Source organism: Vulcaniibacterium gelatinicum (assembly GCF_008033445.1).
Classification (GTDB): Bacteria; Pseudomonadota; Gammaproteobacteria; order Xanthomonadales; family Xanthomonadaceae; genus Vulcaniibacterium_B; species Vulcaniibacterium_B gelatinicum.
On sequence record NZ_VNKO01000014.1, the window covers coordinates 60,032 to 83,341 of the forward strand.

The window sequence follows — 23,310 nt, forward strand, 5'->3', positions numbered from 1 at the left end:
ACTGCGACACTGGGCGAAATGTACTCTGACCCCGATTTCCCTTCGCGCGTGATCCTGGTGCACGGCCTGTGGATGCCGGCGCTGGCGATGCACTGGCTGGCAGGGAGGCTGCGCGAGGCCGGGTTCGCGCCGGAGACCTTCGGTTACGCCTCGGTCGCCGGCGGCCCGGAGCATGCGGCGCCGCGGCTGCGGGCGCAGATCGGGGAGCGGCCGGCGCACATCGTCGCCCACAGCCTGGGCGGGCTGATCGCGCTGCGCGCGCTGTGCGAGGACGGCGCGCCGCCGGTGCCGCGCGTGGTCTGCCTGGGCTCGCCGCTGCGCGGCAGCGCCGCCGCCGCGCGCCTGCCGCTGCACCACTGGCTGCTGGGCCGCAGCGCCGCGCTGCTGCGCGAGGGCCTGCCGTGCTGGCAGGGGCGGGCGGAGGTCGGGGTGGTCGCCGGGCGCCTGCCGCTGGGCCTGGGCGCACTGCTGGGCCACTTCGACGGCCCGCACGACGGCACCGTGGCGGTGGACGAGACCCGGCTGCCGGGCCTGGCCGACCACGTCGTGGTCCCGGCCAGCCACAGCGGCCTGCTGTTCTCGGCCGAGGCCGCGGCCCAGGCCGCCGCCTTCCTGCGCGAGGGCCGGTTCCGGCACGCCGCGGCGTCCGCGGCGGGCTGAGCCGGGCCGGGCGCCGGCGCGCCGCTTGCTATCATTTCCCGTCGTTTTTCCCTGGGTCGTCACGCCATGGCCGGCCATTCCAAATGGGCCAACATCCAGCACCGCAAGAACGCGCAGGACGCCAAGCGGGGCAAGATCTTCACCAAGCTGATCCGTGAAATCTCGGTCGCCGCGCGCAGCGGCGGCGGCGATCCCGCCGGCAACCCGCGCCTGCGCGCGGCGGTGGACAAGGCGCTGTCGGCCAACATGGCCAAGGACAGCATCGAGCGCGCGATCAAGAAGGCCACCGGCGAACTCGAGGGCGTGGCCTACGAGGAAGTGCGCTACGAAGGCTATGCGCCCGGCGGCGTGGCGGTGATCGTGGACTGCCTGACCGACAACCGCGTGCGCACCGTGGCCGACGTGCGCCACGCCTTCAGCAAGTTCGGCGGCAACCTCGGCACCGACGGCTCGGTGGCGTTCATGTTCCGCAAGCTCGGCGTGCTCAGCTTCGCCCCCGGCGCCGACGAGGCGCGCATCACCGAGGCGGCGATCGAGGCCGGCGCCGACGACGTGGTGGCGTATCCGGAGGACGGCTCGGTGGACGTGCTGACCGCGCCGGAGCGGTTCGAGGCGGTGAAGGCGGCGATGGTCGCCGCCGGGCTGACCCCCGACCAGGCCGAGGTCACCTACCGCGCCGACAACGAGGTGCGCGTGACCGGCGAGACCGCGCAGCAGGTGCTCAAGCTGCTCGACTGGCTCGAGGACCTGGACGACGTGCAGAACGTGTACTCGAACGCGGACCTGCCGGAAGAAGCGTATGCCTGAGGCGGCGGCCGGCGCGCGATGACCCGCATCCTCGGCATCGATCCGGGCTCGCAGCGCACCGGCATCGGCGTGATCGACGTGGACGCCGCGGGGCGCTGCACGTTCGTGCACGCGCAGGCGCTGGTGCTGCTCGAGGCCGCCGACTTCCCGGCGCGCCTGGGCCTGCTGTGCGAGGGGCTGGACGCGCTGCTCGACGCCTGGCGGCCGCAGGAAGTGGCGATCGAGACCGTGTTCATGGACAAGAACGCCACCTCCGCGCTCAAGCTCGGCCATGCCCGCGGCGCGGCGCTGGCCACGGTGGTGCGCCGCGGCCTGCCGGTGCACGAATATCCGCCGCGGGTGATCAAGCAGTCGCTGGTCGGGCGCGGCGCGGCCGAGAAGGCCCAGGTGCAGCACATGGTGCGGCTGCTGCTCGACCTGCAGGGCGAGCGGCTGCAGGCCGACGCCGCCGATGCGCTGGCCGTGGCCCTGACCCACGCGCACATGAGCGCGACCGCGAAGCGTGCCGGCGCGAGCGTGGCCGCGCTGCGCCGCCGCTGAAGGGGGGACGACGATGATCGGACGCCTGAAGGGGATCCTCGCGCACAAGCAGCCGCCATGGCTGGTGGTGGACGTGCACGGCGTGGGCTACGAGCTCGAGGCGCCGATGAGCACCTTCTACGACCTGCCCGAGCTCGGGCGCGAGGTGGCGCTGTTCGTGCACTACGCGCAGAAGGAGGACAGCGTGGCGCTGTACGGCTTCCTGCGCGAGGCCGAGCGACGGCTGTTCCGCGACCTGCAGAAGGTGTCCGGGATCGGCGCGCGGATCGCGCTGGCGGTGCTCTCCGGGGTGAGCGTGGACGAGTTCGCGCGCCTGGTGCAGGCCGGCGACGTCACGGCGCTGGCGCGCATCCCCGGCATCGGCAAGAAGACCGCCGAGCGGATGGTGGTGGAGCTGCGCGACCGCGCCGCCGGGCTGGCCGGCGCGGGCGCCGCGACGGCCGCCGCCGGCGTGCCGGCCGATCCGCAGTCCGAGGCGGCCATCGCCCTGCAGCAGCTCGGCTACAAGCCGGCCGAGGCCGCGCGCATGGCGCGCGAGGCCGCCGCGGCCGGCGACGACGCCGCCGCCATCATCCGAAAGGCGCTAAAGTCCGCGCTCCGTTGAGCGCCCCGGCACCCGCGATCCCAGGAAGGCCCATGGCCAACACCGCAACCGCCAGCGCCAACGGCGCACAGGGACATGGCCAGATCGGCCTGTTCGGCCTGATCGTCGGCGCGATCGGCGTCGTCTTCGGCGACATCGGCACCAGCCCGCTGTACACGCTGAAGGAGGCGTTCTCGCCGCACTACGGCCTCACCGCCGACCACGACACCGTGCTCGGCATCCTCTCGCTGGTGTTCTGGGCCCTGATGCTGGTGGTCACGCTCAAGTACGTGACCATCATCATGCGCGCCGACAACGAGGGCGAGGGCGGCATCATGGCGCTGATGGCGCTGGCCGAACGCACCTTCGCCAAGGGGTCGCGTTCGGCGTACCTGGTCGGCATCGTCGGCATCTTCGGCGCCTCGCTGTTCTTCGGCGACGGGGTGATCACGCCGGCAATCTCGGTGCTGTCGGCGGTGGAAGGGCTGGAGGTGGTGGCGCCGGAGCTGCACGACTGGATCGTGCCGGTCACGGTGGCGGTGCTCGCGGCACTGTTCATGACCCAGCGTTACGGCACTGCCAAGGTCGGCAAGGTGTTCGGGCCGGTGACGTCGCTGTGGTTCCTCTCGCTGGCGGCGCTGGGCGTGCTCAACATCCTGCACGAACCCGAGGTGCTCGAGGCAGTCAACCCGTGGTGGGCCGTGCGTTTCTTCGCCGAGCACAGCTGGCACGGCATCTTCATCCTCGGCGCGGTGGTGCTGGCGGTCACCGGCGGCGAGGCGATCTACACCGACATGGGGCATTTCGGCGCCAGGCCGATTCGCTGGGCCTGGTATTTCTTCGTACTGCCGTCGCTGATGCTCAACTACCTGGGCCAGGGCGCGCTGGTGCTGGAGGATCCGGCCGCGATCCGCAACCCCTTCTACATCGGCGTGCCGGAGTGGGGCCGGATCCCGATGATCGTGCTGGCCACCGCGGCTACCGTGATCGCATCGCAGGCGGTGATCACCGGGGCGTATTCGGTGGCGCGCCAGGCGATGCAGCTGGGCTACATCCCGCGCATGCAGATCCGGCATACCTCCGAGGCGACCATCGGCCAGATCTACATCCCGGCGATCAACTGGGCAATGATGGTGGTGGTGATCCTGCTGGTGCTGGGCTTTGGCAGCTCGTCCGCCCTGGCCACCGCCTACGGAATCTCGGTGTCGGCGACGATGCTGATCGACACCCTGTTGCTGGCGATCGTGGCGCGCGCGCTGTGGCCGCGCTGGCGGGTGTGGGTGCTGCCGTTGTGCGTGCCGTTCCTGTTCATCGACGCGGCGTTCGTCACCGCCAACGGCGCCAAGATCCTGCAGGGCGGCTGGTTCCCCGTGGTGCTCGGCATCGTGCTGTTCACGCTGCTGCGCACCTGGCGCCGCGGGCGGCTGCTGCTGCAGGAGGAGATCCGCAAGGAGGGCATCCAGCTCGACACGTTCCTGCCGGGGCTGATGCTGGCGCCGCCGGTGCGGGTGCCGGGCACGGCGGTGTTCCTGACCGCGGACAAGACGGTGGTGCCGCATGCGCTGCTCCACAACCTCAAGCACAACAAGGTACTGCACGAGCGCAACGTGTTGTTGACGGTGGAGACGCTGAACGTGCCGTACGCGCCGCAGGACAAGCGGCTGAAGATCGAGTCCATCGGCGAGAACTTCTATCGGGTGCTGGTGCGGTTCGGTTTCATGGAGACGCCGGACGTGCCGTTGGCGTTGATGCGCAGTTGCGACCAGGGCGGGATCCATTTCGATCCGATGGACACGACCTACTTCGCCAGCCGGGAGACGGTGGTGCCGGCGCGCCGCAAGGGCATGCCGATCTGGCGCGACCGGCTGTTCGCGTTCATGCACCGCAACGCGGCGCCGGCCACCGGCTTCTTCCGCATTCCCGGCAACCGGCTGGTGGAGCTCGGCGCGCAGGTCGAGATCTGAGGTCTTCCTTTCCTCCCTCCCGCGCTTGCGAGGGTGGGCCGGGGGCTCTTCCGCAGGGCCGCGGCGCAGGGCCGCAGGCCCGGAGCGGGGCACGCCGTGAACCCGTCCCTGGAGCTTGTCGGCGGCTTCCCTGCCGCCGACAGTCCCGCTCCGGGCCTGCGGCCCTGCACCGCGGCTCGCGGTGTCGTGGCCATCGCCGCGGCGGCTGCCGTTCGCCGCGCCGCCATGCGAACATGCGCGCATGAACGACCCCCGCATCGTCTCTCCCGCCGCCACCCGCGAGGAGGAGGCCGTCGAGGCCTCGATCCGTCCGCGGCGCCTGGACGAATACCTGGGCCAGCAGCCGGTGCGCGAGCAGATGCGCATCTACATCGAGGCGGCCAAGGGCCGCGGCGAGGCGCTGGACCACGTGCTGATCTTCGGCCCGCCGGGGCTGGGCAAGACCACGCTGTCGCACGTGATCGCCAACGAGCTCGGGGTGGGGCTGCGCATCACTTCCGGGCCGGTGATCGAGAAGGCCGGCGACCTGGCCGCGCTGCTGACCAACCTGCAGCCGCACGACGTGCTGTTCGTGGACGAGATCCATCGCCTCTCGCCGGTGGTCGAGGAGGTGCTGTACCCGGCGATGGAGGATTTCCAGATCGACATCATGATCGGCGAGGGGCCGGCCGCGCGTTCGATCAAGCTGGACCTGCCGCCGTTCACGCTGATCGGCGCGACCACGCGCGCGGGGCTGCTGACCGCGCCGTTGCGCGACCGTTTCGGCATCGTCCAGCGCCTGGAGTTCTACAGCGCCGAGGAGCTGACCCGGATCGTGCGCCGCTCGGCGCAGATCCTCGGCATCGCCTGCGCGGCGGAGGGCGCGGCCGAGATCGCGCGCCGTTCGCGCGGCACGCCGCGCATCGCCAACCGGCTGCTGCGGCGGGTGCGCGACTACGCCCAGGTGCGCGCCGACGGGGCGATCACGCGCGAGGTCGCCGACGCCGCGATGGCGATGCTCAAGGTGGATCCGGAAGGCTTCGACGAGCTCGACCGGCGCCTGCTCGGCACCATCATCGAGGCCTTCGACGGCGGCCCGGTCGGGGTGGAGTCGCTGGCCGCGGCGCTGTCGGAGGAACGCGGCACGCTCGAGGACGTGATCGAGCCGTACCTGATCCAGCAGGGCTTCCTGGTGCGCACCGCGCGCGGGCGCATGGCCACGCCGAAGGCGTACCGGCACCTGGGGCTGATGCCGCGCGGTGCGGAAAAGGGGTCGGAAAAGGCGGAAAAGGGGTCAGAGTGAATTTCGTTCGAAATTCACTCTGACCCCTTTTCCCTTTTCCCCCCTTTCCTTTTCCTTTTCCTTAACGCATGTTCAGCCATCCGGTCCGCATTTACTGGGAAGATACCGACGCCGGCGGCGTCGTGTACCACGCACGCTACCTGGCTTTCCTCGAGCGCGCGCGCACCGAGTGGATGCGCGCGCACGGGCACGGCCAGGAGTGCCTGCGCGCGGAGCACGACCTGCTGTTCGCGGTGCGGGCGATGCGGATCGAGTTCCGCGCGCCGGCGCGGCTGGACGACGCGCTGGAGGCGACGGTGGCGCTGCGCGAGTGCCGTCGCGCCAGCCTGGTCATCGCCCAGGAGATCCGCCGCGACGGCGTCCTGCTGCTCGATGCGCAGGTCCGCATCGCCGCGCTGTCGGCCACCGGCTTCCGGCCGCGGCCGATCCCGCAACCGCTGTACGACGCATTGCAAGCCCTGGTGGAGAACGACGCATGACGCCGCTGTTGATGCTGCAGACCACGGTCGAGGCGCTGCCCGAGGAGACCCCGGCGCAGGCCACCGAGCTCGCCGCGCAGGCCGCCACCGGCGCCGCGGCGGCGGGCGGCCACGGCATCGACCTGTGGCAACTGGTGCTGCACGCCAGCCTGCCGGTGCAGCTGGTGATGCTGCTGCTGCTGTTCGCCTCGGTCGCCTCGTGGGTGATCATCTTCCGCAAGAAGCGCGTGCTCGACCGCGCCGAGCGCGAGGCCGACGGCTTCGAGGAGCGGTTCTGGTCCGGCACCGAACTCTCGCGCCTGTACGCCAACGCCACCGAGCGCGGGCGCACGCCGGTCGGGATGGAGGCGATCTTCGAGGGCGGCTTCCGCGAGTTCAACCGCATCCGCCAGCGCCGCGGCGTGGACGCGCGGATCCAGCTCGAGGGCGCGCAGCGCGCGATGCGCGCCACCACCGCGCGCGAACTCGACGGCCTGGAGCACAACCTCGAGTTCCTGGCCAACGTCGGCTCGATCAGCCCCTACGTCGGCCTGTTCGGCACGGTGTGGGGAATCATGCTCTCGTTCCAGGGCCTGGCCAACGTGAAGGAGGCGACCATCGCCACCGTCGCCCCCGGCATCTCCGAGGCCCTGGTCGCCACCGCGATGGGCCTGTTCGCGGCGATCCCCGCGGTCTGGGCCTACAACCGCTTCGCCACCAAGGTCGAGCGCCTGTCCTCGCGCTACGACGCCTTCGCCGAGGAGTTCGCCTCGATCCTGCAGCGCCAGGCGCACGCGGACGAGCCCTGAGCCTGCCGGAGGAACCGCCATGCCCGCCGCCAGTGCCCGCCGCCACCGCAAGCGGCGCCTCAAGGCCGAGATCAACGTCGTCCCCTACATTGACGTGATGCTGGTGCTGCTGATCATCTTCATGGTCACCGCGCCGCTGCTCAACCTCGGCACCGACATCCAGCTGCCCGAGTCGCACGCCAAGTCGCTGGTGGTGCCGAAGGAGCCGGTGGTGGTGAGCCTGTACGCCGACGGTCGCTACGCGCTGATGATCGAGCGAGACAACCGCGAGGTCGGCGCCGAGGAACTGACCGCCAAACTCGGCGCGCTGCGCCGGCAGAACCCGCAGCTGACCGTGCTGGTGCGCGGCGACCGCGACGCCAGCTACCAGACCATCATGGCCGGCATTGACCTGATCAACGCCGCCGGGGTGAGCAAGGTCAGCCTGATCAGCCTGCCCGCGGAGGGCCGCGACTAAAGATGCGCGAGACCCGTGCCGACACTGCGCAGGCGCTGCTGCTCTCGCTGGCCCTGCACGCGCTGCTGTTCGCCCTGGCCGTGCTCGGGCTGTGGTGGACGCGCGAGCGCGCGCCGGTGTCGGCCGCCGGCTCGCCGGTGGAGGCGGACTTCGTGTCGTTCGAGGCCCTGCCGGCGCAGGCGCGGCGCGCGCTCGCGCAACCGCCGCGGCCGCCCGAACCGCCGGCCGAGGATGCCGCGCCGCCGCCGCAGCCGCGCCCCGAGCCCGCGCCGCAGGAGGCTCCGGTGCCGCCGCAGCCGCAACCGCAGGAGCGGCTGCCCGAGCCCGACACCCGCGAGCAGGAGCGGGTGCGCGCCGACGCCATCTCGCGCGAGACGCGCGAACGCGAGCAGGAGGAGCGGCGCCGGCAGGAGCAGGTGGACCTGACCGAGCGCGAGCGCCAGGAGGAAGCGCAGCGTCGCCAGCGCCTATCGGAGATGGAGCGCGAACGCCTGCAGCAGCTCGCCGACATCCGCCGCCGCCGCGAACAGGCCGCGCGCGAGGCGCGCCTGGCCGAGGAGCGCCTGCGCCAGCTCGCCGACTACCAGGCCCGCAACGCGGCCGAGGCCGCGGCCCAGGCCGATGCCAGCGCCAGCGCCGCGCCGCGCGGCAACGAGGGCCTCGACCGCGATCTGCTCGCGCGCTACCAGGCCGCGCTGCAGGAGGCCATCGCGCGCAACTGGACGCGCCCGGAGACGGTGCCGCTGGGCCAGCGCTGCCAGCTGATCATCAAGCAGATCCCCGGCGGGCAGGTGATCGAGGTGCAGGTCGCGCCGAGCTGCCCCTATGACGAACTCGGCCGGCGCTCGGTCGAGGCCGCGGTGCTCAAGGCCCAGCCGCTGCCGTACGCGGGCTTCGAACGCGTGTTCGCGCGCGTGCTCACGCTCAACTTCGAGGCGCGCGATTACTGATGCCCAGGCCGCCGAGTCCGTTTCCGTTCATCCTTGAGCCGCCGTTCACGGTCAAGCTGGAAGACTCGCCCGTTCACGCAAGGATCCGCCGATGACCCGAGCACCGTCCCGCCTGGCCATCCTGCTGTTCCTGTTCTGCTGGCTGCTCCTGCCGCTGGCCGCGGCCGCGCAGGAGCGCGGGCTGGAGATCGACATCGTCGGCGGCCACGCCGCCGCGCTGCCGATCGCGGTCGTGCCGATGCCCTACCAGGGCGCGGGCGCGGCGCCGCAGACCGACGTGGCCGCGGTGATCCGCGCCGACCTCGACCGCTCCGGCCAGTTCCGGACCCTGCCCGAGCGCGACCTCATCGAGCGCCCGACCCGCGGCAGCGAGGTCAGCTACCCGACCTGGCGTGCGCTGAAGCAGGACTTCCTCGTCGTCGGCCGCGTGCTCGACGCCGGCGACGGCGGCTACCGGGTGGAGTACGAGCTGTTCGACGTGGCCAAGCAGCAGCGCCTGCTCGGCTTCGCCCTGACCGCGCGCGCGAACGCGCTGCGCGACGTGGCCCACCAGATCGCCGACGCGATCTACGAGAAAATCCTCGGCGTGCGCGGCGCGTTCTGGACCCGCATCGCCTACGTCACCGCGGTCGGCACCGGCAAGGGCGCGCGCTACGCGCTGGTGGTGGCCGACGCCGACGGCTACAACCCGCAGACCATCGTGCGCTCGTCCGAGCCGCTGCTGTCGCCGGCGTGGAGCCCGGACGGGCGCAAGCTGGCCTATGTCAGCTTCGAGCGCGGCAACTCGGCGATCTACATCCAGGACGTGGGCACCGGCGCGCGCGAGCTGGTGGCGAGCTTCCGCGGCATCAACGGCGCGCCGAGCTTCTCGCCCGACGGCCGCCGCCTCGCGCTCACCCTCTCGCGCACCGGCAACCCCGAGATCTACGTGATGGACCTCGGTTCCCGCGCGCTGACCCGGATCACCGATCACTTCGCGATCGACACCGAGCCGGTCTGGAGCCCGGACGGCGGCACCCTGTACTTCACCTCCGACCGCGGCGGCCGGCCGCAGATCTACCAGGTGCCGGCCGGCGGCGGCAGCGCCAGCCGCGTGACCTTCGAGGGCAGCTACAACGCGCGGGCCACGGTGTCCTACGACGGCAAGAAGCTCGCGGTCGCGCAGGGCAGCGGCAACACCTACCGCATCGCGCTGCTGGACCGCAGCCTCGGCAGCCCGCGCTGGACCCTGCTCTCGCCCGGTTCGCTCGACGAGTCGCCGAGCTTCGCCCCCAACGCGAGCATGGTGCTGTATGCCGCGCGCGAGGGCGGCCGTGGCGTGCTGTATGCGGTCTCGGCCGACGCGCGTGTACGCCAGCGTCTGGTGCTGGCCGAGGGCGACGTGCGCGAACCCGCCTGGGGCCCGTACCGTCAGCCCCGCTGAATGCGGTTAGACTGCCGCGGCTGCCTGCCCTGTTTTTGCTGTGTCCGAAAGAAAAGACGAGGAACGACGACGATGAACGCCACCACCCGCCTGCTGCTCACCGCCCTGCTCTGCACCGCCGCCGTGGCGTGCACCAAGAAGGTCAAGGAAACCCCGCCGTCCGAGCCCGCGCCCACGCCGACGCCGGCGACCGAGCCCGCTCCGGCCCCGTCCGGCCTGTACACCCCGGAGGACCTGGACACCGACGCCTGCCTGCGCCAGCGCGTGATCTACTTCGACTTCGACCAGGACGTGCTGCGGCCGGAGTTCCAGGCGGCGATGGCCTGCCATGCCAAGTACCTGCGCGACCGTCCTTCGGCGCGCATCACCCTGGAAGGCCATGCCGACGAGCGCGGCAGCCGCGAGTACAACCTCGGCCTGGGCGAGCGCCGCGGCAACTCGGTGTCCTCGGCCCTGCAGGCCAACGGTGGCTCGGCGAGCCAGCTGACCGTGGTCAGCTACGGCGAGGAGCGCCCGACCTGCACCGAGTCCAACGAGGACTGCTGGCAGCGCAACCGCCGGGTCGAGATCATCTACACCGCGAAGTGACCGGGTGACCGGGACGCTGCCGGCATGAAGACCCTTCCGCACCGCGCACCGTTCCGCTTCGCCTGCGCGTTCGCCGCGGCGGCCCTCGTGGCCGCCGCGCCGGCCGCGGCGCAGCGGGCCAGCCTGGCCGAACGCGTGGCCGCGCTCGAGGCCCGCGCGGCCGCGGACAACGGCAACGTCGAGCTGGTCAACCAGATCACCCAGCTGCGCAGCGAGGTGCAGGCGCTGCGCGCCCAGGTCGAGGAGCTGCAGCACCAGCTGCAACAGCTGCAGCAGAGCGGCAAGAGCCAGTACCTGGACCTCGACAGCCGCCTGCAGCGGCTCGAGGGCGGGACACCGGCGCCGGCCGCGCCGGCGGCAGCGGGGCAGGGCGGGAGCCCGGCCGCACCGGCCGCCGCGACCGGCGCGCCCGCCGAGCGCCCGCCGGCGGTGTACGGCGACCCGGGCAAGCTGGCCCAGGCCGCCGACGAGCGCAGCGCCTACGAGGCCGCGTTCGCGATCCTGCGCGCCGGCCGCTATGCCGAGGCGGCCTCCGCCTTCCACGAGTTCCTGCAGGCCCATCCGGGCGGCAGCTACGCGCCCAACGCGCTGTACTGGCTGGGCGAGAGCTACTACGTCACCCAGAACTACGCGCTCGCCCTGGAGCAGTTCCAGGCCCTGTTGCAGCGCTATCCGACCCACGACAAGGCCCCCGGCGCGCTGCTCAAGGTCGGCCTGTCGCAGTACGGCCTGCGCGACCTCGACGCCGCCGAGGCGACCCTGCGCCAGGTGATCGCCCGCTACCCCGGCACCGACGCGGCCCGCACCGCCGAGGACCGGCTGCGCGCGATCCTGCTGACCCGGGTGCGCTGAGGGCCTGTTTTTCAGGCCCTCGGCTTTTCACAGGCTCTGAGCCGGCGCGGGACCGTGTCGCGGTAAAATCCCGTCCATGCACGCCATCGTCGCCGATGCGGCCGCCGCGTCGGCCGAGCGGCTCAAGCTGACCGAGATCTTCCTGTCCCTGCAGGGCGAGGCCCGCGACGTGGGCCGCCCGACCGTGTTCGTGCGCCTGACCGGCTGCCCGCTGCGCTGCGGGTACTGCGACACCGCCTACGCCTTCCACGGCGGGCAGTGGTGGACGCTGGACGCGATCCTGGCCGAGGTCGCCCGGCTCGGCGCGCACCACGTCTGCGTCACCGGCGGCGAGCCGCTGGCGCAGAAGCGCTGCCTGGTCCTGCTGCGGCGGCTGTGCGACGCCGGCCACGACGTCTCGCTGGAAACCTCCGGCGCGCTCGACATCGGCGCGGTGGACCCGCGCGTGTCGCGGGTGGTGGACGTCAAGACCCCGGGCTCGGGCGAGGCGCACCGCAACCGCTGGGAGAACCTGGCGCTGCTGACCCCGCGCGACCAGGTCAAGTTCGTGCTCTGCGACCGCGCCGATTTCGACTGGGCGCGCGCGGTGCTGGCCGAACACCGCCTGTCCGAGCGCTGCGAGGTGCTGTTCTCGCCCAGTCACGGCCAGCTCGCGCCGCGCCAGCTCGCCGACTGGATCGTGGCCGAGCGGGTGCCGGTGCGCTTCCAGGTGCAGCTGCACAAGCTGCTGTGGGGCGAGGAGCCGGGGCGATGAAGCCGGCGGTGGTGCTGCTGTCGGGGGGCATGGACTCGGCCGTGGTGCTGGCGATCGCGCGCGCGCAGGGCTTCGCCTGCCACGCGCTGAGCGTGCGCTACGGCCAGCGCCACACCTCCGAGCTGGACGCGGCCGCGCGGGTCGCGGCCCTGCTCGGCGCGGTCGAGCACAAGACCGTGCAGGTGGACCTGCGCAGCATCGGCGGCTCGGCGCTGACCGACGACATCGCGGTGCCGGTGGATTCCGACGGGCACGTGATCGGCGCGGGGATCCCCGTCACCTACGTGCCGGCGCGCAACACCATCATGCTCGCGGTCGCGCTCGGCTGGGCCGAGGTGCTCGGCGCCACCGACCTGTTCTGCGGCGTCAACGCGGTGGACTACTCCGGCTATCCGGACTGCCGCCCGGAGTTCATCGCCGCCTTCGAGCGGCTGGCGAACGTGGCCACCAAGGCCGGGGTGGAGGGCGCGGGCTTCCGCGTGCACGCGCCGCTGCTGCGGATGTCGAAGGCGGAGATCGTGCGCGAGGGCCTGCGCCTGGGCGTGGACTTCGCCCACACCGTGTCCTGCTACCAGGCCGACGCCGCGGGCCGCGCCTGCGGGCACTGCGACGCCTGCCGCCTGCGCGCGGCGGGATTCGCCGCCGCCGGGGTGGCGGATCCGACGCGGTACGTGGTTCCGGGCGCGTGAGTTAAAATGCGCGCCCGCACCGGGCCGTTAGCTCAGTGGTAGAGCAGCTGGCTTTTAACCAGTTGGTCGTAGGTTCGACCCCTACACGGCCCACCACTTTCCGGTCAGCGGTCTCGCCCACCCCTCACGCCGCCACCGCGGCCTCGTCCTCCAGCACCGCCAGCACCTCGCGGCCGTAGCGTTCGAGCTTGCGCGCGCCGAGGCCGGGGATGTCCGCGAGCGCGGACAGGTCCGCCGGGTGCGCCTCGGCGATCGCGCGCAGGGTGCTGTCGTGGAAGATCACGTAGGCGGGCACGTTCTGCGCGCGGGCGGCGTCGGCGCGCCAGGCGCGCAGGCGTTCGAAGCGGGCGCGGGCGGCGCCGTCCAGCGCGGCTCCGGGGGCGGGGGCGGTGCCGCGCGCGTCGCGTTCGCGGCGGCGCGGCGGCTTCGGCGGATCGGCGCGCAGCCACAGCGTGTGCTCGCCGCGCAGCACCGCGGCGCTGGCGGGGGTCAGGTGCAGGGCGCCGTGGCCGGCGAGGTCGGCCTCGAGCAGGCCGGCGGCGACGAGCTGGCGGAACACGCTGCGCCACTGTTTCGCGTCGAGCTCGGTGCCGATGCCGTAGGTGCTCAGCCGCTCATGGCCGAACTGGCGCACCTTGGCGGTGTCGGCGCCGCGCAGCACGTCGATCAGGTGCGCGGCGCCGAAGCGCTGGCCGGTGCGCCACACGCACGAGAGCGCCTTCTGCGCGGCGACGGTGCCGTCCCAGCGCTGTGCGGGGGTCAGGCAGTTGTCGCAGTTGCCGCAGCCGCCGGGGTGCGCCTCGCCGAAATGGCCGAGCAGGATGCGCCGGCGGCATTCGGTGGATTCGCAGTAGCCGAGCAGGGCGTCGAGCTTGCGATGCTCGAGCCGCTGCCGTTCCTCGCCCGCTTCGGATTCGCCGATCATCCGCCGCAGCAGCACCGCATCGCCCAGGCCGTAGGCGAGCCAGGCCTCGGCCGGCTCGCTGTCGCGGCCGGCGCGGCCGGTTTCCTGGTAGTAGCCTTCCAGCGACTTGGGCAGGTCGAGGTGGGCCACGAAGCGCACGTCGGGTTTGTCGATGCCCATGCCGAAGGCGATGGTGGCCACCATGATCAGGCCGTCCTCGCGCAGGAAGCGGCGCTGGTGCCCGGCGCGCGTGGCCGCGTCCAGGCCGGCGTGGTAGGGCAGGGCGGGGATGCCGTGCGCGGCGAGCTCCGCGGCGACCGTCTCGACCTTGCGCCGCGACAGGCAGTACACGATCCCGCTCTCGCCGGCGTGCTCGTCCAGGAACGCGCGCAGCTGGCGGCGGGCGTCGTGCCGGGGCACGACGGTGTAGCGGATGTTCGGGCGGTCGAAGGAGCTGACGAAGCGCCGCGCCCGTTCCAGCCCGAGCCGTTCGACGATCTCTTCGCGGGTGGGGACGTCGGCGGTGGCGGTGAGCGCGATCCGCGGCACCTGCGGCCAGCGCTCGTGCAGCACGGTCAGCTCGCGGTACTCGGGGCGGAAGTCGTGGCCCCATTGCGAGACGCAGTGCGCCTCGTCGATCGCGAACAGGGCGATCGTGGCGCGATCGAGCAGGCCCAGGAAGCGCGGGGTGAGCAGGCGTTCGGGCGCCACGTACAGCAGGTCGAGCGTGCCCTCGAGCAGGTCGCGCTCGACCTGCGCCGCCTGCGCCGCGTCGAGGGTCGAGTTCAGGTACGCCGCGCGCACCCCGAGCTGGCGCAGCGCCTCGACCTGGTCCTGCATCAGCGCGATCAGCGGCGAGACCACGATCGCGGTGCCCTCTCGCAGCAGCGCCGGCAGCTGGTAGCACAGCGACTTGCCGCCGCCGGTGGGCATGAGCACCAGCGCGTCGCCGCCGGCGGCCACGTGGGCCACGACCTGCGCCTGCTCGCCACGGAAGTGCTGATGACCGAAGACGTGGCGGAGCGTGGCGAGGGCGGCGTCGTGCATGCCGCTAGGGTAGCAGCCGGGACGCGGCCGGCCGTCGGACATCGCCGCGGCGGCGGGGCGGCGGATGCCGCGCGCCGGTCACTGCAGCAGCGAGCGCAGCATCCAGGCGTACTTCTCGTGGATCTGCAGGCGCTGCGTCATCAGGTCCACGGTCGGGTCGTCGCCCGCATGCTCGGCGGTCTTGAGCACCTTGCGCGCGGTGCGGCACACCGCCTCGTTGCCGACCACGAGCTGGCGCACCATCTCGCGCCAGTCGGCGGTGTCGGTCAGTCCCGGTTCCTCGGCGATCGAGGTCAGCCGCGCGAATTCCGCATACGAGCCCGGCGCGTTGAAGCCCAGCGCCCGGATCCGCTCGGCGACTTCGTCCAGCGCGCCCCACTGCTCGGTGTACTGGGCCTCGAACATCGTGTGCAGGGTGTTGAACATCGGCCCGGTGACGTTCCAGTGGAAGTTGTGGGTCTTCAGGTACAGGGTGTAGGCGTCGGCGAGGAAGCGCGACAGGCCCTCGGCGATCTTCCTGCGGTCGCCGGCGGAGATGCCGATGTCGATCGCCGGGGCGCCTGCGCCGGCAGGGCTGGCGGACGGCTTGGACGCGGACTTGGCCATGGACGTGGCTCCGTTTGCGGGGTTTGGCGGTCAAAATAGCGATTGCGGCCGTGCAGGCCAAGTGAATCCTTCCGAACGATGCCATCGACGTCCTCTATCGAGGCGCGCGCCCGCGACGAGCTGCGCCGGGCCCGCGCCGCGATCGCCGCCGCGCTCAGCCGCGACCACGGGCGCCTGCACGCGCTGTGGTCGCGCTGGAACGCCGCGCCGGCCGATGCGCGGGCGCGCGAGGCCTTCGCCCAGGCCCTGCAGGCCTCGCTGGCGGCGCGCGAGGCACGGGCCGCGGCGCTGCCGCAGGCGCCGGTGGATCCGGCGCTGCCGATCGCGGCCGAGGCCGAACGCATCGTCGAGCTGATCCGCGCCCATCCGGTGGTCGTCGTCGCCGGCGAGACCGGCTCGGGCAAGACCACCCAATTGCCCAAGCTGTGCCTGGCCGCCGGCCGCGGCGCCGCCGGCATGATCGGTTGCACCCAGCCGCGCCGCATCGCCGCGCGCGCGGTGGCGCGGCGGGTGGCGGAGGAACTGCAGGTGCCGCTCGGCGGCGCGGTCGGCTGGCAGGTGCGCTTCACCGAGCAGGTGGCCGAGGACACCGTGGTCAAGTTCATGACCGACGGCATCCTGCTGGCCGAGATCGCCTCCGACCGCTGGCTCTCGCGCTACGACACGATCATCGTGGACGAGGCGCACGAGCGCAGCCTGAACATCGACTTCCTGCTCGGCTACCTCAAGCGCCTGCTGTCGAAGCGGCGCGACCTCAAGCTCGTGGTCACCTCCGCGACCATCGACACCGAGCGTTTCGCCGCCCACTTCGGCGCCGCGCCGGTGGTGGCGGTGGAAGGGCGCGGGCATCCGGTGGAGGTGCGCTGGCGGCCGCTGGAAGGCGAGGGCGGGAGCGAAGGCGAGGGCAGCGTGCTCGACGGCATCGTCGCCGCCTGCGACGAGATCGTGCGCGAATCGCGCCTGGGCGACGTGCTGGTGTTCCTCCCCGGCGAGCGCGAGATCCGCGACGCGCACCGCGCGCTGGAGCGGCGCAAGTACCGCCACACCGAGATCCTGCCGCTGTACGCGCGGCTGTCGGCGCGCGACCAGGACCGCGTGTTCAATCCCGGGCCGCAGCGGCGGATCGTGCTCGCCACCAACGTCGCCGAGACCTCGCTCACGGTGCCGCGCATCCATTACGTGGTGGACCCCGGGCTGGCGCGGATCAAGCGCTACAGCCCGCGGCTCAAGCTCGACCGCCTGCACATCGAGCCGATCAGCCAGGCCAGCGCCGACCAGCGCAAGGGCCGCTGCGGCCGGATCGCGCCCGGGGTGTGCTACCGGCTGTACGCGGAGGCCGAGTTCGCCGCGCGGCCGCGCTACACCGATCCGGAGATCCGCCGCGCGGCGCTGGCCGGCGTGATCCTGCGCATGCTCGCGCTGGGGCTGGGCAGGATCGAGGGCCGTGTTTCGGCTCTGCCGAAACGCGCATCCGGGCAGGCCCTGGAAGGGGATGCCCGGATCATCGAGAGTTTCCCATTTCTGGAGCCGCCCGAACCGCGCGCGATCGCCGACGGCTGGCAACAGCTGGCCGAACTCGGCGCGGTGGACGGCGAGCGCCGCCTGACCCCGATCGGCCGCACCATGGCGCGGCTGCCGGTGGACGTGAAGCTGGCGCGCATGCTGGTCGCGGCGCAGGCGCACGGCTGCGTGCGCGAGATGCTGGTGATCGCCGGCTTCCTCGGCATCCAGGATCCGCGCGAACGCCCCGCCGACGCGCGCGGCGCGGCCGACGCCGCGCACGCGCAGTTCGCCGACCCGAAGTCGGAGTTCGTCGGCATCCTCAAGCTGTGGGACGCCTACCGCGCCGCGCACGAGGAGCTGACCCAGTCGCAGCTGCGCAAGTGGTGCGAGCGGCATTTCCTCGGCTTTTTGCGCATGCGCGAGTGGCGCGAGCTGCACCGGCAGCTGAAGCTGCTGTGCGAGGAACTCGGCTGGGAGGTGGAAGGCGGGAAGGAGGGCGCGTCCTACGCCGCCCTGCACCGCGCGCTGCTGGCCGGCCTGCCCACCCAGCTCGGCCAGCGCCTCGAGCGCGGCGTGTACGAGGGCCCGCGCGGACGCAGGTTCCAGCTGTTCCCGGGTTCGACCCTGGCGGCGAAACCGCCGCCGTGGGTGCTCTCGGCGACCCTGCTCGAGACCGAGAAGGTGTGGGCGCTGACCAATGCCGCGATCGAACCGGAATGGGCGATCGCCGAGCTGCCGCACCTGCTCGCGCGCCGCCAGCACGACCCGCGCTGGTCGCGCACCCAGGGGCGGGTGATCGGCAGCGAGCAGGTCAGCCTGTTCGGCCTGGTGCTGGCGCCGAAGCGGCCGATCCACTACGGCGCGCTGTATCCGGAGGAGGCGCGGCAGATCTTCGCCCGCGACGCGCTGGTGACCGGCGAGATCAACACCCGCTGCGCGTTCCTGGCGCGCAACCTCGCCACCCTGGCCAGGGCCAAGGAGGAGGAGGCCAAGCGCCGCCGCGCCGGCCTGGTGGTGGACGAGGAATGGCAGGCGCGGTGGTACCTCGACCGCCTGCCGCCGCACGTGCACAACGCGCAGGCGCTCGAGGCCTGGTACGCGAAGCTGCCGGCCGAGGCCCGCGCCGCGCTGGAATGGTCGCTGGACGACCTGCTGGTGGGGCAGGCCAGCGAGGCCGCGCGCTTCCCGCCGTACCTGCCGCTGGGCGAGGCGCGGCTGGCGGTGCGCTACCGCTTCGAACCGGGCGCGCCGGACGACGGCATGACCGTGGTGGTGCCGCTGCACCTGCTCAATGCGCTCGATCCGGCGCGGCTGTCGTGGCTCGCGCCCGGCTTCGTCGAGGACAAGGCCGCGGCCCTGATCCGCACGCTGCCGAAGGCGCTGCGCCGCAATTTCGTGCCCGCCCCCGAATTCGCACGCGCCTTCGCCGAGGCGTACCCGCAGCCGATGGCGGACGCGATCGAGGGCGAGCTGGCGCGCTTCCTGCAGCGCCTCACCGGGGTGGCGCTGTCGCCAACCGAGTTCGACCCGGCCGCGCTGGAGCCGCACCTGCACGCCAACCTGCGCCTGCTCGACCGCGACGGGCGCACGGTGCTGGCCGAATCGCGCGACCTGGCCGGGCTGCGCGCGCAGTTCGGCGCGCGCGCCGCGGCCGCGTTCGCCGCGCGCGCGGCCGAAGGACTGGCCCGGAGAGGGCTGACCGCGTTCCCGGACACCGCGATCCCCGAGATCGTGCCCGGTGCGGGCGGTGTGCCGGCGTATCCGGCGCTGCACGACGAGGGCGACAGCGTCTCGCTGTCGGTGCACGCCGACCGCGCCGAGGCGCAACGCCGCCATCCCGCCGGCGTGCGCCGCCTGCTCGCCCTGACGCTGGCCGACCGCCTGCGCCAGGCGCGCAAGCAGTTGCCGGTGTCGCCGAAGACCGAGCTGCTGTACGCGGCGATGGGAAATGGGGGAAATGGGGTCAGAGACCTTTTCCCTCGCGGGAAAAGGTCTCTGACCCCATTTCCCCCGCGAGGGAAAAGGTCTCTGACCCCATTTCCCCCCATTTCCCCCCTGCGCGCCGACCTGGTGGACGGCGCCTTCGCCGCGCTCACCGCCGAGGGCCTGGACACCATCCGCGATCCGGCCGCGTTCGCCGCGCGCCGCGAGGCGCTGGCCAGGGGCTTGTTCCCGGAGGCGGTGGCGCGCCTGCGGCAGGCCGAAACCATCCTGGCGCTGGTGGCCGAGGTGCGCGCGCGACTGGAAGCGCCGCTGATCGGCTGGGCCAGCGGCAACCTCGACGACATGCGCGCGCACCTGGCCGCGCTGACGCCGCCGGGATTCCTGCGCGACACCCCGGCCGAGCTGCTCGCCGAATACCCGCGCTACCTCAAGGCGCTGGCCGTGCGCGCCGAACGCGCGCTGCGCGACCCGGCGCGCGACCAGGCGCGCATGCTCGAACTGCGCCCGTTCGCCGAGGCGCTGGCCGCGGCGGAAGCGGAGGGCCACGCCGGCGACCCCGGCTGGCAGGCCTTCCGCCGCGACCTGGAGGAACTGCGCGTGTCGCTGTTCGCGCAGGAACTGGGCGCCAGGGGCGGCGTGTCGGTGAAGAAACTGGCCGCGCGCCTGGCCCAGTTGCAGCAGCGATGAGCGGGCGCGACGGCGCTATTTGATCCGCTTGACCTTTGCGGTCGGGCCATATCCCTCGATCTGCAGATACCACACACCCCCGACCAGTGACGGCTTGAGCCGCACCTTCGGATTGTCCAGGCGCACGCCAGGGAGCGAGGCAGGCTCGACCTGCTTCCAGACCTGGCCGTTCTCGAGCGTATACACCCGCTTCATTTCAAAGCCGCGGAACGGGCCGACCAGGCGGCTTTCGATTGGGTCGTCGTCACGGAAGAGCAGCCGCCCGCTGCGTGTCCGCTCCGTGTCGAGTCGTTGCCGTTCCTGCGCCACGGCCTGGCTGGTTTCGGCGTCCAGCTTGCGCCCCAGCCAGGCGTTCAGATTGGCCAGTTCTTCCGGCGTGAGCTTGTCCAGACCGGCGGCCTTGAACTGCTCCGGCGTCATCTCCTGTTCGATCGGACGGTTGCCCTGCTGCGCGGACAGCGGCAGGGCCAGGGCGGCGAGCAGGAGCAGGGTGACGGTGCGCAGGCGGGCCATCGGGGTGTTCCTCGTCGGGGACCGCGGCTAGTGTAGTCGGATGCCCGGTGCCGATCGCCCGTCCTGACCCCGTGTCCGCCCCCGCCCTGCCACCCGCCGCCGAAGACAGCCTGCCGACGCTGCTGGCGCGTCCGCCTGCCGACGCGATCGCCGAGCCGTTGCGCCAGGCGATGCTCGAGGCCGGCGCGACGGCGTTCGAGGGCGCGCCGGATCCGCCGCGGATCCTGGCCGATACCCTCGACGCGCTGGCCCGGCTCGGCGCCGACGGCGAGGTCGCCGCGGCGGCGGTGCTGCACGCGCTGCCGGCGCTGCGCGAACGGCTCGGCGAGCGCGTGCTGCGCGAGCACCCCGGCGTGGCCGCGCTGCTGGAAGGCCAGCGCGCCGCGGCCCAGGTCTGGCAGTTGCACGCGGCGCAGCGCGACGGCGGCAACAGCGAGGGCCTGCGCCGGCTGCTGCTGGCGATCGTGCGCGACCTGCGCGTGGTGCCGATCCTGCTCGCCCGCCACCTGGCCCGGCTGCGCGCCGCCGGCGCCCTGCCCGAGCCGCAGCGGCGCGCGCTGGCGCAGCTGGCGCGCGACATCCTCGCCCCGCTCGCCAACCGGCTCGGCATCTGGCAGTTGAAGTGGGAACTCGAGGACCTCGCCTTCCGCCATCTCGAGCCGGACACCTACCAGCGCATCGCCCGCCTGCTCGACGAGAAGCGCGCCGACCGCGAACGCTACATCGAGCAGGTCAAGCGCGTGCTGCGCGAGGCGCTGGCCGCGCACGGCCTGCGCGCCGAGGTCGCCGGCCGGCCGAAGCACATCTACAGCATCTGGAAGAAGATGCAGAAGAAGGACGTGCCGATCGGCGAGCTGTACGACCTGCGCGCGGTGCGGGTGCTGGTGGACGACGTGCCGGCCTGCTATGCCGCGCTCGGCGTGGTGCACGCGACCTGGACCCCGATCCCGAGCGAGTTCGACGACTACATCGCCCGACCCAAGCGCAACGACTACCGCTCGCTGCACACCGCGGTGATCGGCCCGGAGGGCAAGACCCTGGAGGTGCAGATCCGCACCCACGAGATGCACCGCCAGGCCGAGCTCGGCGTGGCCGCGCACTGGAAGTACAAGGAAGGCAAGGGCGGCGCCGATCCCGCGCTGGAGAAGCGCATCGCCTGGATGCGGCAGCTGCTGGAAGCGCCGCCGGGCGAGGAGGGCGGGCTGCTGCGCGAGCTCGACAGCGAGCTGGCCGAGGACCGGGTGTACGTGCTCACCCCGAAGGGCGAGGTGCTCGACCTGCCGCAGGGCGCGACCCCGCTCGATTTCGCCTACCACGTGCACACCGAGGTCGGGCACCGCTGCCGCGGCGCCAAGGTCAACGACCGCATCGTGCCGCTCAACCACGTGCTGCGCAGCGGCGACCGGGTCGAGATCCTGACCGGCAAGGTGGCCGAGCCGCGCCGCGACTGGCTGCTGCCGGCGAACGGCTTCCTGGCCAGCGCGCGCTCGCGCGAGAAGGTGCGCAACTGGTTCCACAGGCTCGACCGCGCCCGCAACCTGCAGGCCGGGCGCGAGCTGCTCGAACGCGAACTCAAGCGCCTCGGCCTGGCCCACGCCGACCTCGCCCCGGCGCGGGAGAAGTTCCACGCCGCCAGCGACGAAGACCTGATGGTGATGATCGCGCTCGGCGACGTCGGCCCGCACCAGGTCGGCCGCGCCCTGCTCGAGCACGAGCGTGCGCAGCAGGCGCCGCCGGCGGAAGCCGTGCCGGCGCGGCGCGCGCCGCCGCCCAAGCAGGCCCGGTTCACGGTCGAGGGCGTGGGCAACCTGCTGGTGCAGATCGCGCGCTGCTGCCAGCCGCTGCCGGGCGAGGCGATCGTCGGCTACCTCACCCGCGGCCGCGGCGTGTCCGTGCACCGGCCCGATTGCGCCGCGTTCCTGCGCCTGTCGGCGGCGCAGCCGCAGCGGGTGCTGCCGGTGGAGTGGGGCGCGGCCGGCGGCGGCCACGAGGCGGACGTGGCGCTGGTCGCGCTCGACCGCAAGTGGCTGCTCAAGGACCTCACCAACCTGATCGCGCAGGAGGGCGCACACGTGGCCGCGATCAACAGCGCCGCCGAGCGCGACAGCGGCCGGGTGCACCTGCGGCTGCGGCTGCGGGTGAAGGACTTCGGCCAGCTCAGCAGCCTGCTCGGAAAGCTCGCCGCGTTGCCGGGCGTGGAATCGGCGCGGCGCGCGACCTGAGGCGATGCACGCAGGCCACCGTCCGTCGTCCCCGCCCGATCGCGCGGCCTGGCGCCGGCATGCGCCGTGGCTGGTCGCCGGCCTGGTGGCGGCCGTGCTCGCGCTGCTGTTCGTCTTCCGCGAACCGATCGGCGACCGGCTGTGGCCGCGGGCGCGCGCGCAGGCGCTGGTCGAGGCCGGCGAGGCGGCGCTGGCGCAGGGGCGGTTGAGCGCGGCGGACGGCAGCGGCGCGCGCGAGCTGTTCGAGGCCGCGCTCGCGCTCGACCCCGACCGCGACGAGGCCCGGCGCGGCCTGCAGCGCGTGGGCCGGGCCGCGTTGGCGCAGGCGCGCCGCGCGCTGGCGGCGCAGCGTTTCGCCGAGGCGCAGGCGCAGCTGCAACTGGCGCGGGCGCTGGCGGTGCCGCGCGCGCAGGCCGATGCGCTCGCCGAGGAACTGCGCCGGCGCGAGGCGGCCGTGGCCGGCATCGAGGGCATGCTGGCCCGCGCCGCGGCCCTGCGCGCCGCCGGCCGGAGCGTGCAGGCGCTGGACCTGTACCAGCGCGTGCTGGCGTTGCAGCCGCGGCGCACCGACGCCCTGGAAGCGCGCGAGGACCTGCTGGCCGACCTGCTGCAGCGCGCGCGCCGCGCTGCGGCCGACGGTGCGCTGGCCGAGGCCGCGGCGCTGGTGGCGCAGGCCGAGCGCTACGACGCCGGCCACATGGACCTGCCCGACACCCGCGCGCAGCTGGCCCGTGCCGCGGATGCCGCACGCACGCGTGCCGCCGCGATGGAGCGTCGTGGCCGCCTGGACGAGGCCGCGGCGGCCTGGCGCGAGGTGCTCGCGGTGCACGCCGACGATGCCGAGGCGCGCGCCGGGTTCGAACGCATCCTGCTCGCGCATGCGGCCCGCAGCGAGCGACTGGCCGCGGATTTCCGCTTCGCCGAAGCAACCCAGGCGCTGGCCGCGGCGCGGGCGCTGGACCCCCGCCATCCGGCGGTCGCGCACGCGGACGAACGCCTGGCCCAGGCGCGCGCCCGCGCGGCGCGCCTGGCGCCGCAGCGCGGCCCGGCGGTCGCGCGCCGGGTGCG

General features: G+C 72.9%; 21 protein-coding genes and 1 tRNA gene. 19 read left to right on the forward strand and 3 right to left on the reverse strand.

Going from position 1 to position 23,310, the window contains the following annotated elements; translation table 11 throughout:
- The first annotated feature begins 18 nt into the window (after positions 1-18).
- The 16 genes from FPV26_RS09340 to FPV26_RS09415 all read left to right on the forward strand — a co-directional run bounded on the left by FPV26_RS09340 (position 19) and on the right by FPV26_RS09415 (position 12,912).
- A complete protein-coding gene (locus FPV26_RS09340; RefSeq protein ID WP_147653616.1) occupies positions 19-660 on the forward strand; it encodes an esterase/lipase family protein in 642 nt (213 codons plus the stop codon).
- A 66-nt stretch (positions 661-726) separates the two neighbouring features.
- Positions 727-1,467 (forward strand): YebC/PmpR family DNA-binding transcriptional regulator, encoded by a 741-nt coding sequence (locus FPV26_RS09345; RefSeq protein WP_147653617.1) that lies wholly within the window; start codon positions 727-729, stop codon positions 1,465-1,467.
- A gap of 18 nt (positions 1,468-1,485) precedes the next feature.
- Positions 1,486-2,007, forward strand: a complete 522-nt coding sequence (ruvC, locus tag FPV26_RS09350) for a crossover junction endodeoxyribonuclease RuvC (protein WP_147653618.1) — start codon at positions 1,486-1,488, stop codon at positions 2,005-2,007.
- Between the two features lie 13 nt (positions 2,008-2,020).
- A complete protein-coding gene (ruvA, locus tag FPV26_RS09355; protein WP_147653619.1) occupies positions 2,021-2,611 on the forward strand; it encodes a Holliday junction branch migration protein RuvA in 591 nt (196 codons plus the stop codon).
- A gap of 32 nt (positions 2,612-2,643) precedes the next feature.
- Positions 2,644-4,554 (forward strand): potassium transporter Kup, encoded by a 1,911-nt coding sequence (locus FPV26_RS09360; RefSeq protein WP_147653620.1) that lies wholly within the window; start codon positions 2,644-2,646, stop codon positions 4,552-4,554.
- Between the two features lie 241 nt (positions 4,555-4,795).
- Positions 4,796-5,836, forward strand: a complete 1,041-nt coding sequence (gene ruvB, locus FPV26_RS09365; protein WP_147653621.1) for a Holliday junction branch migration DNA helicase RuvB — start codon at positions 4,796-4,798, stop codon at positions 5,834-5,836.
- A gap of 68 nt (positions 5,837-5,904) precedes the next feature.
- The gene (gene ybgC / locus FPV26_RS09370; protein WP_147653622.1) at positions 5,905-6,315 is read left to right on the forward strand and encodes a tol-pal system-associated acyl-CoA thioesterase; all 411 of its coding nucleotides are present in this window, start codon (positions 5,905-5,907) and stop codon (positions 6,313-6,315) included.
- Positions 6,312-7,103 carry a protein TolQ gene (tolQ, locus tag FPV26_RS09375; protein WP_147653623.1) on the forward strand — a complete coding sequence of 264 codons (792 nt, stop codon included), beginning with the start codon at positions 6,312-6,314 and terminating at the stop codon, positions 7,101-7,103. Before ybgC ends, tolQ begins: the two co-directional genes overlap by 4 nt.
- 19 nt (positions 7,104-7,122) lie before the next feature.
- Positions 7,123-7,560, forward strand: coding sequence for an ExbD/TolR family protein (locus FPV26_RS09380; protein WP_147653624.1), 438 nt, complete (start codon positions 7,123-7,125; stop codon positions 7,558-7,560).
- A gap of 2 nt (positions 7,561-7,562) precedes the next feature.
- Positions 7,563-8,510 (forward strand): cell envelope integrity protein TolA, encoded by a 948-nt coding sequence (tolA, locus tag FPV26_RS09385; protein WP_147653625.1) that lies wholly within the window; start codon positions 7,563-7,565, stop codon positions 8,508-8,510.
- 91 nt (positions 8,511-8,601) lie between these two features.
- The gene (gene tolB, locus FPV26_RS09390) at positions 8,602-9,933 is read left to right on the forward strand and encodes a Tol-Pal system beta propeller repeat protein TolB (protein ID WP_147653626.1); all 1,332 of its coding nucleotides are present in this window, start codon (positions 8,602-8,604) and stop codon (positions 9,931-9,933) included.
- Positions 9,934-10,005: 72 nt separating this feature from the next.
- A complete protein-coding gene (gene pal, locus FPV26_RS09395; protein WP_147653627.1) occupies positions 10,006-10,521 on the forward strand; it encodes a peptidoglycan-associated lipoprotein Pal in 516 nt (171 codons plus the stop codon).
- Between the two features lie 24 nt (positions 10,522-10,545).
- Positions 10,546-11,373, forward strand: coding sequence for a tol-pal system protein YbgF (gene ybgF, locus FPV26_RS09400; RefSeq protein WP_147653628.1), 828 nt, complete (start codon positions 10,546-10,548; stop codon positions 11,371-11,373).
- A gap of 76 nt (positions 11,374-11,449) precedes the next feature.
- Positions 11,450-12,127 (forward strand): 7-carboxy-7-deazaguanine synthase QueE, encoded by a 678-nt coding sequence (queE, locus tag FPV26_RS09405; protein WP_147653629.1) that lies wholly within the window; start codon positions 11,450-11,452, stop codon positions 12,125-12,127.
- Entirely contained in the window at positions 12,124-12,816 is a 693-nt protein-coding gene (gene queC, locus FPV26_RS09410; RefSeq protein ID WP_147653630.1) for a 7-cyano-7-deazaguanine synthase QueC, read from the forward strand. Before queE ends, queC begins: the two co-directional genes overlap by 4 nt.
- Positions 12,817-12,837: 21 nt before the next feature.
- Positions 12,838-12,912 (forward strand) — tRNA-Lys (locus FPV26_RS09415).
- Between the two features lie 28 nt (positions 12,913-12,940).
- Here the strand turns inward: FPV26_RS09415 and recQ are convergent.
- Complete coding sequence (gene recQ, locus FPV26_RS09420) at positions 12,941-14,767, reverse strand: DNA helicase RecQ (RefSeq protein ID WP_147653631.1); 1,827 nt, start codon at positions 14,765-14,767, stop codon at positions 12,941-12,943.
- A 78-nt stretch (positions 14,768-14,845) separates the two neighbouring features.
- Positions 14,846-15,373: a Dps family protein gene (locus FPV26_RS09425; RefSeq protein WP_147653632.1), complete on the reverse strand. Its 528-nt coding sequence runs from the start codon at positions 15,371-15,373 to the stop codon at positions 14,846-14,848.
- Between the two features lie 78 nt (positions 15,374-15,451).
- Here FPV26_RS09425 and FPV26_RS09430 point away from each other — a divergent pair, with 78 nt between their 5' ends.
- Positions 15,452-19,507: a DUF3418 domain-containing protein gene (locus FPV26_RS09430; protein WP_147653633.1), complete on the forward strand. Its 4,056-nt coding sequence runs from the start codon at positions 15,452-15,454 to the stop codon at positions 19,505-19,507.
- 15 nt (positions 19,508-19,522) lie between these two features.
- On the opposite strand, the gene FPV26_RS09435 is transcribed toward FPV26_RS09430, so the two are convergent.
- Positions 19,523-20,020 (reverse strand): hypothetical protein, encoded by a 498-nt coding sequence (locus FPV26_RS09435; RefSeq protein WP_147653634.1) that lies wholly within the window; start codon positions 20,018-20,020, stop codon positions 19,523-19,525.
- A 170-nt stretch (positions 20,021-20,190) separates the two neighbouring features.
- On the opposite strand from FPV26_RS09435, the gene FPV26_RS09440 reads away from it, so the two are divergent.
- Positions 20,191-22,242 carry a RelA/SpoT family protein gene (locus FPV26_RS09440; protein WP_147653640.1) on the forward strand — a complete coding sequence of 684 codons (2,052 nt, stop codon included), beginning with the start codon at positions 20,191-20,193 and terminating at the stop codon, positions 22,240-22,242.
- A gap of 4 nt (positions 22,243-22,246) precedes the next feature.
- The coding region (locus tag FPV26_RS09445) for a hypothetical protein (RefSeq protein ID WP_147653635.1) at positions 22,247-23,310 on the forward strand (1,064 nt) is incomplete at its 3' end.